Source organism: Methyloceanibacter sp., from assembly GCF_050999895.1.
Taxonomy (GTDB): domain Bacteria; phylum Pseudomonadota; class Alphaproteobacteria; order Rhizobiales; family Methyloligellaceae; genus Methyloceanibacter.
Genome location: NZ_JBPCOU010000077.1, coordinates 34735 through 48840 on the forward strand (window position 1 = coordinate 34735; position 14106 = coordinate 48840).

At 64.9% G+C, this 14106-nt stretch carries 13 protein-coding genes; 6 read left to right on the plus strand and 7 right to left on the minus strand.

Annotated elements, in window-relative coordinates; genetic code table 11:
• Positions 1-232 precede the first annotated feature (232 nt).
• The gene (rho, locus tag ACR2J1_RS08835; protein ID WP_434018957.1) at positions 233-1498 is read left to right on the plus strand and encodes a transcription termination factor Rho; all 1266 of its coding nucleotides are present in this window, start codon (positions 233-235) and stop codon (positions 1496-1498) included.
• Positions 1499-2058: 560 nt separating this feature from the next.
• On the opposite strand, the gene ACR2J1_RS08840 is transcribed toward rho, so the two are convergent.
• From ACR2J1_RS08840 to ACR2J1_RS08850, 3 genes are all read right to left on the minus strand, one after another.
• Entirely contained in the window at positions 2059-2283 is a 225-nt protein-coding gene (locus ACR2J1_RS08840; protein WP_434018958.1) for a hypothetical protein, read from the minus strand.
• Positions 2273-3130, minus strand: coding sequence for a hypothetical protein (locus tag ACR2J1_RS08845; RefSeq protein ID WP_434018959.1), 858 nt, complete (start codon positions 3128-3130; stop codon positions 2273-2275). Before ACR2J1_RS08845 ends, ACR2J1_RS08840 begins: the two co-directional genes overlap by 11 nt.
• A 522-nt stretch (positions 3131-3652) precedes the next feature.
• Positions 3653-5698 (minus strand): thioredoxin domain-containing protein, encoded by a 2046-nt coding sequence (locus ACR2J1_RS08850; RefSeq protein ID WP_434018960.1) that lies wholly within the window; start codon positions 5696-5698, stop codon positions 3653-3655.
• Between the two features lie 145 nt (positions 5699-5843).
• On the opposite strand from ACR2J1_RS08850, the gene mnmE reads away from it, so the two are divergent.
• From mnmE to ACR2J1_RS08875, 5 genes are all read left to right on the plus strand, one after another.
• The gene (mnmE, locus tag ACR2J1_RS08855; protein ID WP_434018961.1) at positions 5844-7157 is read left to right on the plus strand and encodes a tRNA uridine-5-carboxymethylaminomethyl(34) synthesis GTPase MnmE; all 1314 of its coding nucleotides are present in this window, start codon (positions 5844-5846) and stop codon (positions 7155-7157) included.
• 174 nt (positions 7158-7331) lie between these two features.
• The gene (gene mnmG, locus ACR2J1_RS08860) at positions 7332-9200 is read left to right on the plus strand and encodes a tRNA uridine-5-carboxymethylaminomethyl(34) synthesis enzyme MnmG (protein WP_434018962.1); all 1869 of its coding nucleotides are present in this window, start codon (positions 7332-7334) and stop codon (positions 9198-9200) included.
• Between the two features lie 14 nt (positions 9201-9214).
• The gene (gene rsmG, locus ACR2J1_RS08865; RefSeq protein ID WP_434018963.1) at positions 9215-9886 is read left to right on the plus strand and encodes a 16S rRNA (guanine(527)-N(7))-methyltransferase RsmG; all 672 of its coding nucleotides are present in this window, start codon (positions 9215-9217) and stop codon (positions 9884-9886) included.
• Positions 9883-10695 carry a ParA family protein gene (locus ACR2J1_RS08870; protein WP_434018964.1) on the plus strand — a complete coding sequence of 271 codons (813 nt, stop codon included), beginning with the start codon at positions 9883-9885 and terminating at the stop codon, positions 10693-10695. Before rsmG ends, ACR2J1_RS08870 begins: the two co-directional genes overlap by 4 nt.
• Positions 10696-10732: 37 nt before the next feature.
• Positions 10733-11608: a ParB/RepB/Spo0J family partition protein gene (locus ACR2J1_RS08875; protein WP_434018965.1), complete on the plus strand. Its 876-nt coding sequence runs from the start codon at positions 10733-10735 to the stop codon at positions 11606-11608.
• Here the strand turns inward: ACR2J1_RS08875 and pyrE are convergent.
• From pyrE to ACR2J1_RS08895, 4 genes are all read right to left on the minus strand, one after another.
• A complete protein-coding gene (gene pyrE, locus ACR2J1_RS08880; protein WP_434018966.1) occupies positions 11605-12159 on the minus strand; it encodes an orotate phosphoribosyltransferase in 555 nt (184 codons plus the stop codon). The two genes, ACR2J1_RS08875 and pyrE, sit on opposite strands and share 4 nt — an antisense overlap.
• A 55-nt stretch (positions 12160-12214) precedes the next feature.
• Positions 12215-13225 (minus strand): DNA polymerase III subunit delta, encoded by a 1011-nt coding sequence (gene holA, locus ACR2J1_RS08885; protein ID WP_434018967.1) that lies wholly within the window; start codon positions 13223-13225, stop codon positions 12215-12217.
• A 40-nt stretch (positions 13226-13265) separates the two neighbouring features.
• A complete protein-coding gene (locus ACR2J1_RS08890; RefSeq protein ID WP_434018968.1) occupies positions 13266-13790 on the minus strand; it encodes a hypothetical protein in 525 nt (174 codons plus the stop codon).
• A partial coding sequence (locus ACR2J1_RS08895; protein ID WP_434018969.1) for a class I tRNA ligase family protein occupies positions 13777-14106 on the minus strand: 330 nt, incomplete at its 5' end. The genes ACR2J1_RS08895 and ACR2J1_RS08890, both read right to left, overlap by 14 nt.

The following is a 14106-nucleotide window of genomic DNA, read 5'->3' on the forward strand; positions in this document are numbered from 1 at the left end:
GATCCCCGTCAGGGTCTGCTATAAGATGTCTAGCCATCCGTTCCAGGACGCTGTCGCGACCCTTCCTTTCGCGAAGGAGACCGCACCCGGATCGGGACCCGGTTCTTTCCCTACCGCGCCAAGGCGCACCCCTTTCCCTTCCTTTGAAACCTCGCGCGGAACGTGCGCGGACGGTGAAATCCCAATCCCTGAAATCCCAAATTCGGCCAATGCCCGCCTGGAGTAGCAGCGCATGCAGGAAATGAAGCTGCAAGATCTGAAGATCAAATCGCCGACCGAGCTCCTCACTTTTGCTGAGGAAGTCGAGGTCGAGAACGCGAGCGCCATGCGCAAGCAGGAGCTCATGTTCGCCATTCTCAAACAGCTCGCCGCCCGCGATGTGGACATCATGGGCTCCGGCGTCGTGGAGGTGCTGCAGGACGGCTTCGGCTTCCTGCGCTCGCCCGATTCGAATTATCTGCCGGGCCCCGACGACATCTACGTCTCACCGAGCCAAATCCGCCGCTTCGGCTTGCGGACCGGCGATACCGTCGAGGGCCAGATCCGAAGCCCCAAGGACGGCGAGCGCTATTTCGCGCTGCTCAAGGTCAACACTATCAATTTCGAGGACCCCGAGAAGCAGCGCCACAAGATCCATTTCGACAATCTGACGCCGCTTTATCCCGACGAGTGGCTCGAGATGGAGACCAGCGACCCGACCCGCAAGGACAATACCGGGCGCGTGATCGACATCGTGGCGCCGATCGGCAAAGGCCAGCGCGGGCTGATCGTAGCGCAGCCGCGCACCGGCAAGACCGTGATCCTGCAGAACATCGCCCACGCCGTCACGGCCAATCACCCGGAATGCTATCTGATCGTGCTCCTGATCGACGAGCGCCCCGAGGAAGTCACCGACATGCAGCGTTCCGTGCATGGCGAAGTGATCTCGTCGACCTTCGACGAGCCCGCCGCGCGCCATGTGCAGGTCGCCGAGATGGTGATCGAGAAGGCGAAGCGCCTCGTCGAGCACAAGCGCGACGTGGTGATCCTGCTCGATTCCATCACCCGGCTCGGCCGCGCCTACAACACCGTCGTGCCGTCGTCGGGCAAGGTTCTGACGGGCGGCGTCGACGCCAATGCGTTGCAGCGGCCGAAGCGCTTCTTCGGCGCTGCGCGCAATATCGAGGAGGGCGGCTCGCTCACCATCATCGCGACCGCCTTGATCGACACCGGCAGTCGCATGGACGAGGTGATTTTCGAGGAGTTCAAGGGCACCGGTAACGCGGAAATCGTGCTCGACCGCAAGGTCGCCGACAAGCGCATCTTCCCGGCCATCGACATCGCCCGCTCCGGCACGCGGAAAGAAGAGCTTCTGGTTCCCGCCGATCAGCTTAAGAAGATGTACGTGCTCCGCCGTATCCTGAACCCGATGGGCACCCAGGATGGGATCGAGTTCCTCATCGATAAGCTGCGCCAGACCAAGAACAACTCCGAGTTCTTCGACTCGATGAACACCTAGGCGAGAGACTTGGCTGCCCTAGGGTAGGCAGACCCAATCTTCCAGCGGGCGCGTGGGCACAGCCTCTATCGCCGCCCGCAAGGCAACCTAAGGGCTTGCGCTCGCGCGCGAGACTTGAGCTTCCGCTGTCATCGTTCTGTCTTGTGAACGCGGCATGACATTGGCGAGCTTTGCCCGCCTAAGCTTTGGTCGATACCTTCCGTTTCGTCTGACCCACAAGGAGTGCAAGCCATGGCGCAACCAGGCATGGACGACCAGGAACCGGGGGCGCGACCTGGACCCTACTGACCCACCTTCTCGACCTCCTCGCCGACAAGGGCGTCCTCACCAACCAGGATCTCATCGCGCTGGCCGAAGCCGCGCATCAGGAGTTGTCGGGCGGCAAGGAATCGCGCAAGAAGGCCGTCACGCGCCTGAAAAAGCTCCGCGAGCGCCTCACCGAGCGCTAGGCTCCACAGTCTCCTGACCCGGCGTTAGGCTCCGTAGCCTCCAACCTCTCAACGCATCGTCATGGCCGGGCTTGTCCCGGCCATCCACGTCGTCACTGGCGTCATTCCCCCTCAGTGGAGACAGCCGGGGCATGTCGCGGGATTGATCAGGATCGCTTGCGACATCGCCGGCAGTGTCACCGTGCCGCCCGCCAGATCCTCCGCCCCAAAGGTGCCGGTGAGCGGGCGCTCGTCGAGCGGCGCAAAGCGCGTGGCTTCGTTCGGCAGGACGCGCTTCAGGCCTGCGGCGTCGGGCACCTCGATGCTGCGCTCCTCGGCGCTCGCGTTACGAGCCACTTGCCCCACGGGAACTCCCAGACCTGCACCCGGTCGGGCGCGTTCGTGAGCGTCTCGCCGTAGACGCCGTCGCTCTCCTCGGCCGGCAGCTTCGGGCGCGAGCTGTCTGGGTCGGATCGGCGAGGTTGACGCAGCGGTTGCCTGCGAACTGGAACGTCTCGGGCGCGGTGTCGTCGCCGACATTGACGGCGCTGTTGAATTCGCCGCCGGTCGCGAACGCGATCTCGTTGTCGCGGAACTGGCCGTTCTTCGTGACGACGATCGCCGTGCCCGGGTTCTCGTTCAGGATGCGCATCACCCAGGGCGCCTGCCCCTGCGCCAGATTGTGATGCACGCCGCCGCCGCCGCCGATATTGACCCGCGAGAACGCAGCGCCGCCGCCGATCACGACGTTGCCCTCGATCGTGATGCCGGCCACCTCGTAATCCTTGTCGCCCTCGGCGAAGCGGAAGAACTCCGCGTCCGTCGAGCCGCCGGCCTGGATCGCGCGGCCCGTCGCGACCGGCAGCTCGATGCGGTTGGCGCGGATCACGATGTCCTTGCTGCCGCCCTTTGGCCGGATACCGGAGCCACCGACCTTGAGCGCGGTGTGGATCAGGAGCGAGTTCTGCACGAGGCCGTTGCGGCAGCCGACGAAGTCGATGGCGCTGCCGTCGTCGCCCCAGTTCTCGATGCGCGCGCCGTCGATGATAAAGTTCTCCACGCCCGCCATCTTGATCGCGTCGTGGTTGCCGGAGTTGACGATGTCCTTCACCGTGATGTTGATGAGGCTGATGTCTCGCGCCGGGGTCTCGTACGAGTCCGCGTCGTCGACATTGATGCCGTTCTCGGCCTGGCCCTGGAACACGAGGTCGGAGCGTCACCTGCACCGGGTCGGCGAGGTGCAGGCCGTAATCGCCGCTCGGCGCTGCGGATCGTCACCTGGCGCAACTTCTCGCGGTAGAGCTGGCCGGCATAGGTGCCGGCTTGAGCACGATCTCGTCGCCCTCCCGCGCCGCTTCGAGCGCGGCGGAAGCTCTTCGGCATTCGTGACGCGGCGCTCGTCCGCTTGCGCCACAGCACCGAGCGCGATGCAGCCAGCGACCACTGCGACGACGGAAAGCCCGAACCGATACATGCTGATTTCTTTCCTCACTTTACCCAACTATCGCCAGGGGGATTCGACGCTAGTTATCGATAGCGCGCGCAAAATAGTTGAATTTGCAAAATGCTGAATAGAAACTTTCACATACGCGACAGGCAAAAATCCGGAACCGGGCTTTTCGCCGGTATGACACTGCTGCGCAGGCATGGCAGAACAGACCGACTCGTCGTTTGGCGTAAGCGCGCTGCCACACACGCGTCATTCCGGGAATCCAGTCCAAGCACCTCAACCCCGCGTCATATGGCGCGCACTCCGCACCGCCTCGACCAGTGCCGCCGCGTCTGTGACCGGCGCGGAGCATTGCGGCCCGATACAGACATAGGCGGTCGGCTTGCCTTCAATGACGGTCTTTCCGTGCGCCGGTGAACTCTCGGCGAGCGTCTCGCCTCCGCGGATCTCCTGCACCACCGCGCCAGGCAGCGACACATCCTTCAGCGCACGCCGCATCTCACGCGCATCGCCCTCCTTGGGCAGCATCAGCACGATATGAGCGGGCGCGAGCAGATCGAGCGCGCCCATCAACAGCCCCGTATGAGCGACGATATTCTCGATCAGCGCGCCGTGAAAAGCGCGCAGCACCTCTTCGGCGCGCGCGCGATAGCGATCCTCGCCCGCCCAGAGCGATAAAGCGGCGAGGTTCGCCACCATCACCCCGTTCGCGTTCGGCGTCGCGTCGTCGAGCGCGCTCAAGGGGCGCACGATGAGATCCGTCGTGTCGTCCGCGGCGAGATAATAGCCGCCGAGATCGGCGGCCCAATAATGTTCGTCGAGAATCGCAAGCCACGCTTTCGCGTGCTCGACATAAGACATGTCGCCCGTGACATACGCGAGCGCGAGCGCTGCCTTGATCATGTTGGCGTAGTCGGATGATGTCGCCGGCGCCTTCGCCGTGCCGCGATGCGAATGCATCAGCCGGTCATTCTGTGTCATCCGTATACGGACAAACTCATACGCGTTCTCAGCGGCTTGCAGCCATTCCGGTCGGTCGAACGCATCGGCGGCGTTCGCAAGCGCCGCGATCATCAGCCCGTTCCAGTCCGCCAGCACCTTGTCGTCGAAGCCCGGACGGATGCGCCCGTCACGCCTCTTGAGCAGCCTGCCGCGCATCTCGTCGAGACGACGCTCGGTCTCGTCGTCGCGCAGCTCAACCGAACCGAGGCGATTGAGAATATTGTGCCCTTCGAAATTTCCCGACGCCGTCACGTCGTAGATCTCGGCGAAGAGTTTCGCGTCGTCCGCGCCGAGAACATCCTCGATCTCTGCAAGAGACCAGATATAGAACTTGCCTTCCTCGCCTTCGCTGTCGGCGTCGAGCGACGCGGCGAAGCCGCGGCCCTCGACGACCATCTCGCGCACGAGCCATTCGATCGTCTCCGCGATCCGCTTGGCGTAAAGCGGCGACTTCTTTTCCCGCCACGCTTCCGTCATCAGCTCGACGAGCAGCGCGTTGTCGTAGAGCATCTTCTCGAAATGCGGGACAAGCCAGCGCTCGTCGACGCTGTAGCGCGAGAAGCCGCCGCCGAGATGATCGTAGATGCCGCCTTGCGCGATCTGGGTGAGGGTGAGGTCGACCGCGTCCAGCGGGTTGGGCAAGCCGTAACGCAGGCCCGCGCGCCACATGAAGCCGAAGAACTGCGCTTGCGGAAATTTCGGCGCGCCTCTGATGCCGCCATGCGTCGGGTCGATCGCCCGCACCATGCGGCTGCCGAGCTCGGAGAGAACGGCGTCGTCGGGAAGCGCGCCCGAGCCCGGCTTCTGCGACGGCTTGAGCTTGTCCTTCAGGAACGTCGTGTTCAGCCTGACCTTGTCCGGCTCCTCTCGATAGATTCGCGCCACTTCGTTCAGTACACGGACGAATGCTGGCCGCCCGAAGCGGTCGTCCTTCGGGAAATAGGTGCCGCCCCAGAACGGCTCGGCGTCGGGCGTCAGGAACATGGTGAGCGGCCAGCCGCCTTGCTCGCCGAGCGCATGCAGCGCGCCCATATAGATCGCGTCCACGTCGGGGCGCTCTTCGCGGTCGACCTTGATGTTGATGAAGAGGTTGTTCATGACCGACGCGGTCGCTTCGTCCTCGAAGCTTTCATGCGCCATGACATGGCACCAATGGCAGGCCGCGTAGCCGACCGAGAGCAGGATGGGCTTGCCGGTCGCCCGCGCCTCGGCCAGCGCCGCGTCGCCCCAGGCGCGCCAATGCACCGGATTGTCCTGGTGCTGGAGAAGATAGGGACTCGTTTCGCGGGAAAGCAGGTTTCCCGGTGCTTGTTCCTGCATTGGGCCTTCCGGTTTGCTCTAGCGGCGTCCTAACGTAACGCATGAACCGCAAAATCGCCGACCTGATGACCAGAGAGTGGCACCTTTCCCTCGTCCCTAGGGAGAGAGGGTGGCGCGCCTTCGGCAAGCCGGGTGAGGGGGAGCTGTGACCCCTGATACCATCGTCGCGCATGCGAGTGGCGTGGGCGCGGCGGCGGTCGCCGTCATTCGCGTCTCGGGCCTTCAAGCGAGTGTCATCCTCGAAGCCCTATGCGGTGGCCTGCCCGGACCGCGCGTCGCCACGCTCCGTGCCGTCGGCCCGCCGCATTGGACCCTGATCGACCGGGGGCTCGTGCTTTGGTTCCCGGCGCCGGCGAGCTTCACCGGCGAGGACATGGCCGAGCTTCAGGTGCATGGCAGCCGCGCCGTGGTGAGTGAGGTGATCGAGGCGGCGCTGTCTCTTGAGGGCGTGCGGCTGGCGGAGCCTGGCGAGTTCGTGAGGCGCGCCTTGGCCAACGCCAAGATCGATCTTCGTCAGGTCGAAGGCTTGGCCGATCTCGTCAATGCGGAGACGAAGCTCCAGCGCGAGCAAGCGCTGGCGCAGGCCGAAGGCATCCCGAGCGCGCGCTATGAGGCGTGGCGGCAGTCGCTGCTCAAGGCGCAAGGCTTGGTCGAAGCGGAGCTCGACTTTGCCGATGAGGCCGCTGTCGGCGCGGGCATCGCGGAGCAAGCCACCGCCATCGTGGCCGCGTTGATCGCCGAGCTTGGTCAAGCGCTACAGGGCAGGGGCGAGCGGCTGCGCTCCGGCGTTCGCATCGTCATCGCCGGGCCGCCCAATGCCGGCAAGTCGAGCCTGATGAATGCGCTCGCGCGCCGCGACGTGGCCATCGTCTCGCATGAGGCCGGCACCACCCGCGACGTCATCGAGGTGCATCTCGATCTCGGCGGTCTGCCGGTGACCCTCATCGACACCGCCGGGTTGCGCGAGGCCGCGAGCAGCATCGAGGCCGAGGGCATCGCGCGTGCGCTGTCGCGCGCCGAGGATGCCGACCTTCTCTTGTGGATCGTCGACGCCACATCGCCGGTCTGGCAGCCGCCGGAGGCGCTGGCGGCGAAGCAGCGAATTGTCGTCCTGAACAAGATCGACCTCGCGCCGGACGGCAAGGGAGAGGGTGATGTCATTGCCGTCTCGGCCAAGACCGGGCAGGGGCTCGAGCAGTTGCTCGCGCGGCTGCAGCAGGAAGGGTCATCGGCGACGGAAGAGGGTGCCGGCGGCGCGCTGATGACCCGCGCCCGCCACCGCGTCGAACTGGAGGGGGCACGGCATGCGCTAGTCCGCTTCCGCGATGACCAAGCCGCACCCGAGTTGAAGGCGGAGGAGCTGCGCGTCGCCGCGCGCCATCTCGGACGCCTCACCGGCCGCATCGATGTGGAGGACGTGCTCGGCGAGATCTTCTCTGAATTCTGCATCGGCAAGTGACCGAACGCCCTTGGATCGGCACTAACCGCTATACATCCCCCCAATATCCCCGCAAATGCCCCTAATGGATCTGCATTGATCCGCAATGGTGCGGCGTTGCCCGATGATTCACGTGAAACAATCGGAAAGCGGGAATTTTTGACGGGAAGCCGCCGAACGGATTAGGTACGGCGCATGGGCGAGAGCTTCGATGTCATTGTGATTGGCGGCGGGCATGCCGGCTGCGAGGCGGCTGCCGGCTCCGCGCGCCTCGGCGCCAAGACCGCGCTCGTCACCCATCGCTTCGCCACCATCGGCGAAATGTCCTGCAATCCAGCCATTGGCGGCCTCGGCAAGGGCCATCTCGTGCGCGAGATCGATGCGCTCGACGACCTCATGGCGAGGGTCGCCGACGCCGCCGGCATCCAGTTCCGCGTGCTCAACCGCAGCAAAGGCCCGGCAGTTCAAGGCCCCCGCGCCCAGGCCGACCGCAAGCTCTACCGTGAGGCCATGCAGGCCGCGATCACCGAGACCCCCAACCTCAGCGTCATCGAGGCAGCGGTCGAGGATCTGATCGTTGAGAACGGCATCGTCGCCGGCGTGGTGCCCGCAGACGGCGGGGAGCTGCGCAGTGGCACCGTCGTTCTGACCACCGGCACCTTCCTGCGCGGCCTCATCCATATCGGCGAGCGCAAGATCCCCGCGGGCCGCATCGACGAGGCCCCCGCCATCGGCCTCTCCGACCGGCTCTACGGCCTCGGTCTGCGCATGGGCCGCCTCAAGACCGGCACGCCGCCGCGCCTCGATGGCGGCACCATTGCCTGGGATGTGCTCGAGGTGCAGCACGGCGACGACCCGCCCCACCCCTTCTCCTTCCTGAACGACAGGATCGCCACGCCGCAGATCGCCTGCCACATCACGCACACGACCGCGGCGACACACGCCATCATCGCGGCCAACCTCGCCCGCGCGCCGATGTATTCCGGCGACATCACGAGCGTTGGCCCGCGCTATTGCCCGTCCATCGAGGACAAGGTCGTGCGTTTCAAGGAGCGCGGCCGCCACCAGATCTTCCTGGAGCCGGAAGGCCTCGACGACGACACGGTCTATCCCAACGGCATCTCCACCTCGCTCCCGGAGGACGTGCAGCACGCGTTCCTGAAGACCATTCCCGGGCTCGAGAATGCGGTAGTGAAGCGGCTGGGCTACGCGATCGAATACGACTATGTCGATCCGCGCGAGCTGAAGCCGAGCCTGGAGACGAAGGCCGTTCCAGGGCTGTTCCTGGCCGGCCAGATCAACGGGACCACGGGTTACGAGGAAGCGGCGGGGCAGGGACTCGTCGCCGGCATTAACGCCGCCCTGGCAGCCGGCGGCAGCGGCAAGACATTCGCCGTCACCCGGGCCGACGGCTATCTCGGCGTGATGATCGACGATCTGGTCACCCGCGGCGTCACCGAGCCCTATCGCATGTTCACCTCGCGCGCCGAGTACCGCCTCACCCTTCGTGCCGACAACGCGGACCAGCGCTTGACGCCGCTCGGCATTGCCATTGGCTGCGTCGGCGCGACACGCGCCAGGGCTTTCGCGACTAAGTCGCACTCGCTCGCCGACGGCGAGGCCCTACTCAAGGCGCTGGGGCTCACTCCCGATCAGGCTGGCAAGGTTGGTCTTGCCATTAACCGCGACGGTATCAAGCGGACCGCGTTCGAGCTTCTAAGTTATCCCGGCATCGACATTGCGCGGCTCGGGACCATTTGGCCGGAGGTCGCAAACCTCGACACGAAAATCGCCGACCAGCTAGCAGTGGACGCGCGCTATGCCGTTTATCTGTCCCGCCAGGAGGACGACATTGCTGCCTTCCGGAAGGAAGAGGCCGTCGCAATCCCCGCGTGCTTCGCCTTCGGCTCCATCGCCGGCCTCTCCAACGAACTGCGTCACAAGCTGGAACGCGATCGCCCGGCGAGCCTCGGCCAGGCCGCTCGGCTCGACGGCATGACGCCTGCGGCCTTAATGCTGCTTCTCGCGCATTTGAAAAAGGGCGCCCGCGCCAAGAGCGCCTGACAGGGGGGCGAGGGGTGCCCAACGTCGCAACAAGCATCGAAGGCCCCGAGACGTTTGCGGAAGCCTTTAAAGTTCCACGTGAAACAATCCACAGGCTGTACCGCTATGCCGAGCTTCTGACCCATTGGCAGAAATCGACCAATCTAGTGGCGCCCTCGACCCTCGCCGCGCTCTGGTCCCGCCACTTTGCCGACTCTGCTCAGCTACTAGACCTTGCGCTGGAGGCGAGACTCTGGCTGGATCTCGGCTCGGGGGCAGGATTTCCGGGAATGGTCGTCGCGATCCTCGCGTCCACTCAGCCGGATTTCCGCATGCATCTCATCGAATCGAACGCCAAGAAATGCGCCTTCCTTGCCGAAGTGGCCCGCGCCACCAAGGCCCATGTGGACATTTATGCCATGCGCATTGAAGACTTCGCACGCAGAACCGACACCGTAGTGCCCGACATCCTCAGCGCGCGGGCACTTGCGCCGCTGCCGCGATTGCTGGGGTTTGCCGCGCCGTTCTTCGGCGCCGACACACGGGGACTGTTCTTGAAAGGCCGCGAAGCGGAAGAAGAGGTCGAGGCCGCACGCGCCGATTGGGACGCGACCTATCGGCTGCATCCGAGCCTCACCTCCAAGGAGGGACATATCGTGGAGGTCATTAATCTGCACAAGCGTGAAAACGCCGGAGCACAATCATGAACGCCCCCGGCCCCCGCCGCACCCGCATTCTGGCTCTCGCCAACCAGAAGGGCGGCGTCGGCAAGACCACGACCGCCATCAATCTGGGCACAGCGCTCGCGGCCGTTGGCGAACGCGTCCTCATCCTCGATCTCGATCCGCAGGGCAATGCCAGTACCGGCCTCGGGGTCGACGACCGCCCCTATTCGACCTTCGACGTCCTGAGCGGCAGAGCCTCTTTGGCGCAGGCCAAGATCGCAACACATGTACCGCGGCTCTCTATCGTGCCGGCCACGATCGACCTGATGTCGTTCGAGCGGGAAACCCCGAGCTCGGGCGCGCGCCATTATCGGCTGCGCGACTGCCTCGCGGCCCTGACGGCGGCGGAGACCGAGGACAGCCGCACCACCTATGTGCTGATCGACTGCCCGCCCTCGCTTAATCTCCTCACCGTCAATGCGCTTGCGGCCGCCGATGCCGTCCTCGTGCCGCTGCAATGCGAGTTCTTCGCGCTGGAAGGCCTGGCGCAACTCCTAAGCACGGTGGAAGAGATCAGAGTTCGGCTCAACCCGAAGCTTCAGATCCACGGTGTCGTGCTCACGATGTACGATCAGCGCACCAGCTTGTCGGACCAGGTGGTCGACGATGTGCGCCGCGTCCTTGGCGACAAGGTCTATGCCACCGTGATCCCGCGCAATGTTCGCGTGGCCGAATCGCCGTCTCACGGCAAGCCTGTCCTGCTCTACGACTATCGCTGCTCCGGCAGCCAAGCCTACATCCAGCTTGCCTCGGAGGTGATCGAGCGCGAGCGGCGGATGCGTGCGGCATAAATTCTAAGACGCGTTATTGGGTGATGGGGAGGCTTCCATGGCGGCGGCGGCGCAAAAGAAAAGACTCGGCAGAGGCTTGGCCTCGCTCATCGGCGAGCGATACGAGGAGGAGGGCGCCGGCCGCGTAGACGACCAGCGCACCGTGCCGCTCGCGTCGTTGCGCGCGGGCCGCTTCAATCCCAGGCGCGATTTCTCGCAGGCGCATCTCGATGAACTCGCCGCCTCGATTCGCGAGCGCGGGCTGGTGCAGCCGCTCGTGGTGCGGCCGGTGAAGGGCGAGGCCGACACCTTCGAGATTGTCGCCGGTGAACGGCGTTGGCGCGCGGCGCAGCTTGCGCATCTCCATGAAGTCCCCGTCGTCGTTCGCGCGCTGAGCGACCAGGAGACGCTTGAGATCGCCATTATCGAGAACGTTCAGCGCGAAGATTTGAACGCGATCGAGGAGGGCGAGGGCTACCGCCAACTCATGAGCAATCACGGCTACACGCAAGACGATCTCGCCAAGGTCATCGGCAAGAGCCGCAGCCACCTTGCCAATACGCTACGTTTGCTGAAGCTGCCGGAAAGTGTGCAAGTCCTTGTTCGGGAAGGGAAATTAAGCGCAGGCCATGCCCGCGCGCTCATCGGGCGTCCCGATGCCGAGGCGCTTGCGGTTCGCATCGTGAGCGAGGGGTTAACGGTGCGCCAGGTCGAGGCGCTCACTCAGGAGCCGGCGAAGGCGGACAAACGGCCAAAGCGCGCAGGCGAGGATGCCGACACCCGCGCCGCGGAGACCGAGCTCGCCGAGGCGTTGGGTTTGAAGGTTGAGATCAAGCCTGGCCGTGGCGAGAAGGGCGAGCTTCGCATCCGCTACGGCTCTTACGACCAGCTTGAAGATGTCCGCCGCCGGCTTCTGAAACATCGCGATACCTAGTCCGCCGCGAGAAACTCCTGCGCCTTGAACAGTGACCTGAATTCAATCCCCACATCGGCGAACACTGCGTCAGCGCCCTCTTCACGATCGAGGATGGTGAGCACGAGCGCCACCGTTCCTCGTGCCGCCCGCACCGCCTGAACGGCGTCCAAGGCCGAGCCTCCCGTGGTCGTCACGTCTTCTAGGATGACCACGGTCTTGCCCGCGACGTCGTTGCCGTCGACGCGCTTCTTGGTGCCGTGATCCTTGACCGCCTTGCGCACGAAGAAACCCGGAAGGCTGCGCCCGAAGTCGCGGCTCTTCATGGCGACCGGTGCGATCAGGGGTACAGCGCCCATTTCCAGTCCACCGACCAGATCGGCCTCGACGCCCTCAAGCTCCTGCATGATCAGCTCTGCCATGAGCGCGGCGCCTTCGGGGTCGAGCATCGCCGGCTTCATGTCGAAGTAGAAATCGCTCTCGCGTCCCGAGGCGAGCACGATGCGGCCGCGCCGGAACGCGCGCGTCTTGAGCAGGTCGAAAAGCTTATCGCGTCGCGTGTCGTTGCTCATGCGCCGGTGGTCCCCGTTGGTTCGCAGAACTTGCATACAACGATGCTGTCGCGCGTCAAATCTTCGCGGTCAATTCCAGCACAAGCCGTTCGGCGAAAGCGTCTTCGAGGTCGGGCGAAAGCCGCGTCCTGCGCACGGTCTCCTGGATCGCCGGCAAGACCTGGAGCAACCGCCCAGCACCCCAGCGCCGCGCTTGTGCGGTAAAGGCATCGGCGCGCTTGAAATTTGGTGGCGGGCGGAGCGAGCGCATGGCCTGCTGCACATTGCCGCCCTGGGCATGCACCGCGGCAATCTTATGCAGCTGCGTGAAGTGCCGGCCAAGTGCAGCGAGCGCCGACGCGGCCCCTGTGCCCGCCGCGCCGAGCCGGCCAAGCTCGCGCAGCGCGCTTTTTGCGTCGCCGCCGCTCACGTCGTAAACAAAATTCTCAAGCGCGATTTCCGCCGCATCGCCGACAATGGCGTCGATATCCTCTTCCGTCACGCGGCCGCGGCTTGCGGCATACAGCGCAAGCTTGGCGACCTCGGAGCGTGACAGTGCCTGGTCCGCACCAAGCCGCGCGGCGAGATACGCTTTCGTGTCGGGGTCGATGCTCAAGCCCGCGTCCTTGAGCTCCTCGTCGATAAGGCTCGTGGTGTTCTGGGCTTCGCTGTAACACGGCAGCGCCGCAGCCTCGCGGTGGCCTTCGAACAGTTTGCGCAGAGCCGAATCGGGACGCAGATTTCCGGCTTCGATGACGAGGCCGCCGTGGGACGCCGTCGCCAAAAGCTCCCTCAGCATCGGCACGTCGAGCCGCGCGCCGGCGCCGACCCGGACCACCTTGCGCTCCGCGAACATCGGCACGGTGCGAAACTCGACCTCGATCCGCGAGGCGTCCTCGGCAAGATCGCGCTCGTCGAGCCGCACGATCTCCGCGTCGCCCTTCCCGCGCGCGCCGAAGACACGCGCAAGCATCTCCGCACGCTCGGTCACGAGGCCTGCGTCGGGCCCGTAGACGAGCGCGAAGCGGCAGGCGGGGTCGGGCGATTTGAGAAAGCGAGGAACGCTGGCGGACTTGTAGGCGACCATGTCTGTGCTGGCGGTCGGACGCTTGACCCCTCACGCGAGCCTAGGCTGCGTTTGCGAGGAAGGCCGCGATCTGGGTTTTGATGTTTTCGGCGATGGTGCGCGCCGCGCGATTCTCCGCGTCGTAGCGTGCGCGGACATTAGCGAAGATCTGCTCGTAGCGATCATACGGCGCGCGTGAGATCGCGTTGCCTTGCATGATGATCTTGCCGTCCGCAACGTTGACGAGCTTGAAGCTGGCGTTGAGCTGATAGACTTGACCCGTGGCGTCGCCGGTAATGAGCACCATCTGATTGGCCACGCTCTCCTTGATGGCGATGTCGAGCCTGAACCGCGACGGCGGTGCCTCGCTCCCACCCGTATTGGCGAAGATCAGCTCGTTGCGCACCTTCTGCCCGACGCGGCCCGGGATAGGCTCGATCTTCACGGCGGCCATGGCCTCGCGCATGTCGGAGCCGTTGGCGGTCGTGCCGTAGAGCGGGCGAAAGCCGCCGCCGCACCCCGTCAGGGTGAGCGCGAGCGCGCAAGCCAAGGCCGCGCGGGCGAGGCTCTGCCTACGCCACGACATTGACGATTCTCTGCGGCACGATAACGACTTTCTTGATCTGACGTCCCCCGACGGCGCGCACGACATTCTTGAGCTTTAGCGCCGCTGCTTCAATATCCTCCTTCGCCGCGTCCCGCGCAATCGTCAACTCGTCCCGCCTTTTGCCATTGACCTGGACGGCAATGGTGACGGTGTCGTCGACAAGGAGGGCAGGATCGGCCAAAGGCCAAGGCTCTTCGGCCACAAGGCCCCGGTGCCCAAGCAGAGCCCAGCATTCCTCGGCAAGATGGGGCACCATTGGGGCGGCAATACGGGCAAGGATTTCCGCCGATTCGCG

What these genes read in the sequence shown, in the direction of transcription:
- rho (WP_434018957.1), top strand. Translation starts at nt 233, where the DNA reads ATGCAGGAAATGAAGCTGCAAGATCTGAAGATCAAATCGCCGACCGAG.
- pyrE (WP_434018966.1), bottom strand. Translation starts at nt 12,159, where the DNA reads ATGAGCAACGACACGCGACGCGATAAGCTTTTCGACCTGCTCAAGACG.
- ACR2J1_RS08890 (WP_434018968.1), bottom strand. Translation starts at nt 13,790, where the DNA reads ATGTCGTGGCGTAGGCAGAGCCTCGCCCGCGCGGCCTTGGCTTGCGCG.
- ACR2J1_RS08870 (WP_434018964.1), top strand. Translation starts at nt 9,883, where the DNA reads ATGAACGCCCCCGGCCCCCGCCGCACCCGCATTCTGGCTCTCGCCAAC.
- ACR2J1_RS08850 (WP_434018960.1), bottom strand. Translation starts at nt 5,698, where the DNA reads ATGCAGGAACAAGCACCGGGAAACCTGCTTTCCCGCGAAACGAGTCCC.
- ACR2J1_RS08875 (WP_434018965.1), top strand. Translation starts at nt 10,733, where the DNA reads ATGGCGGCGGCGGCGCAAAAGAAAAGACTCGGCAGAGGCTTGGCCTCG.
- mnmG (WP_434018962.1), top strand. Translation starts at nt 7,332, where the DNA reads ATGGGCGAGAGCTTCGATGTCATTGTGATTGGCGGCGGGCATGCCGGC.
- holA (WP_434018967.1), bottom strand. Translation starts at nt 13,225, where the DNA reads ATGGTCGCCTACAAGTCCGCCAGCGTTCCTCGCTTTCTCAAATCGCCC.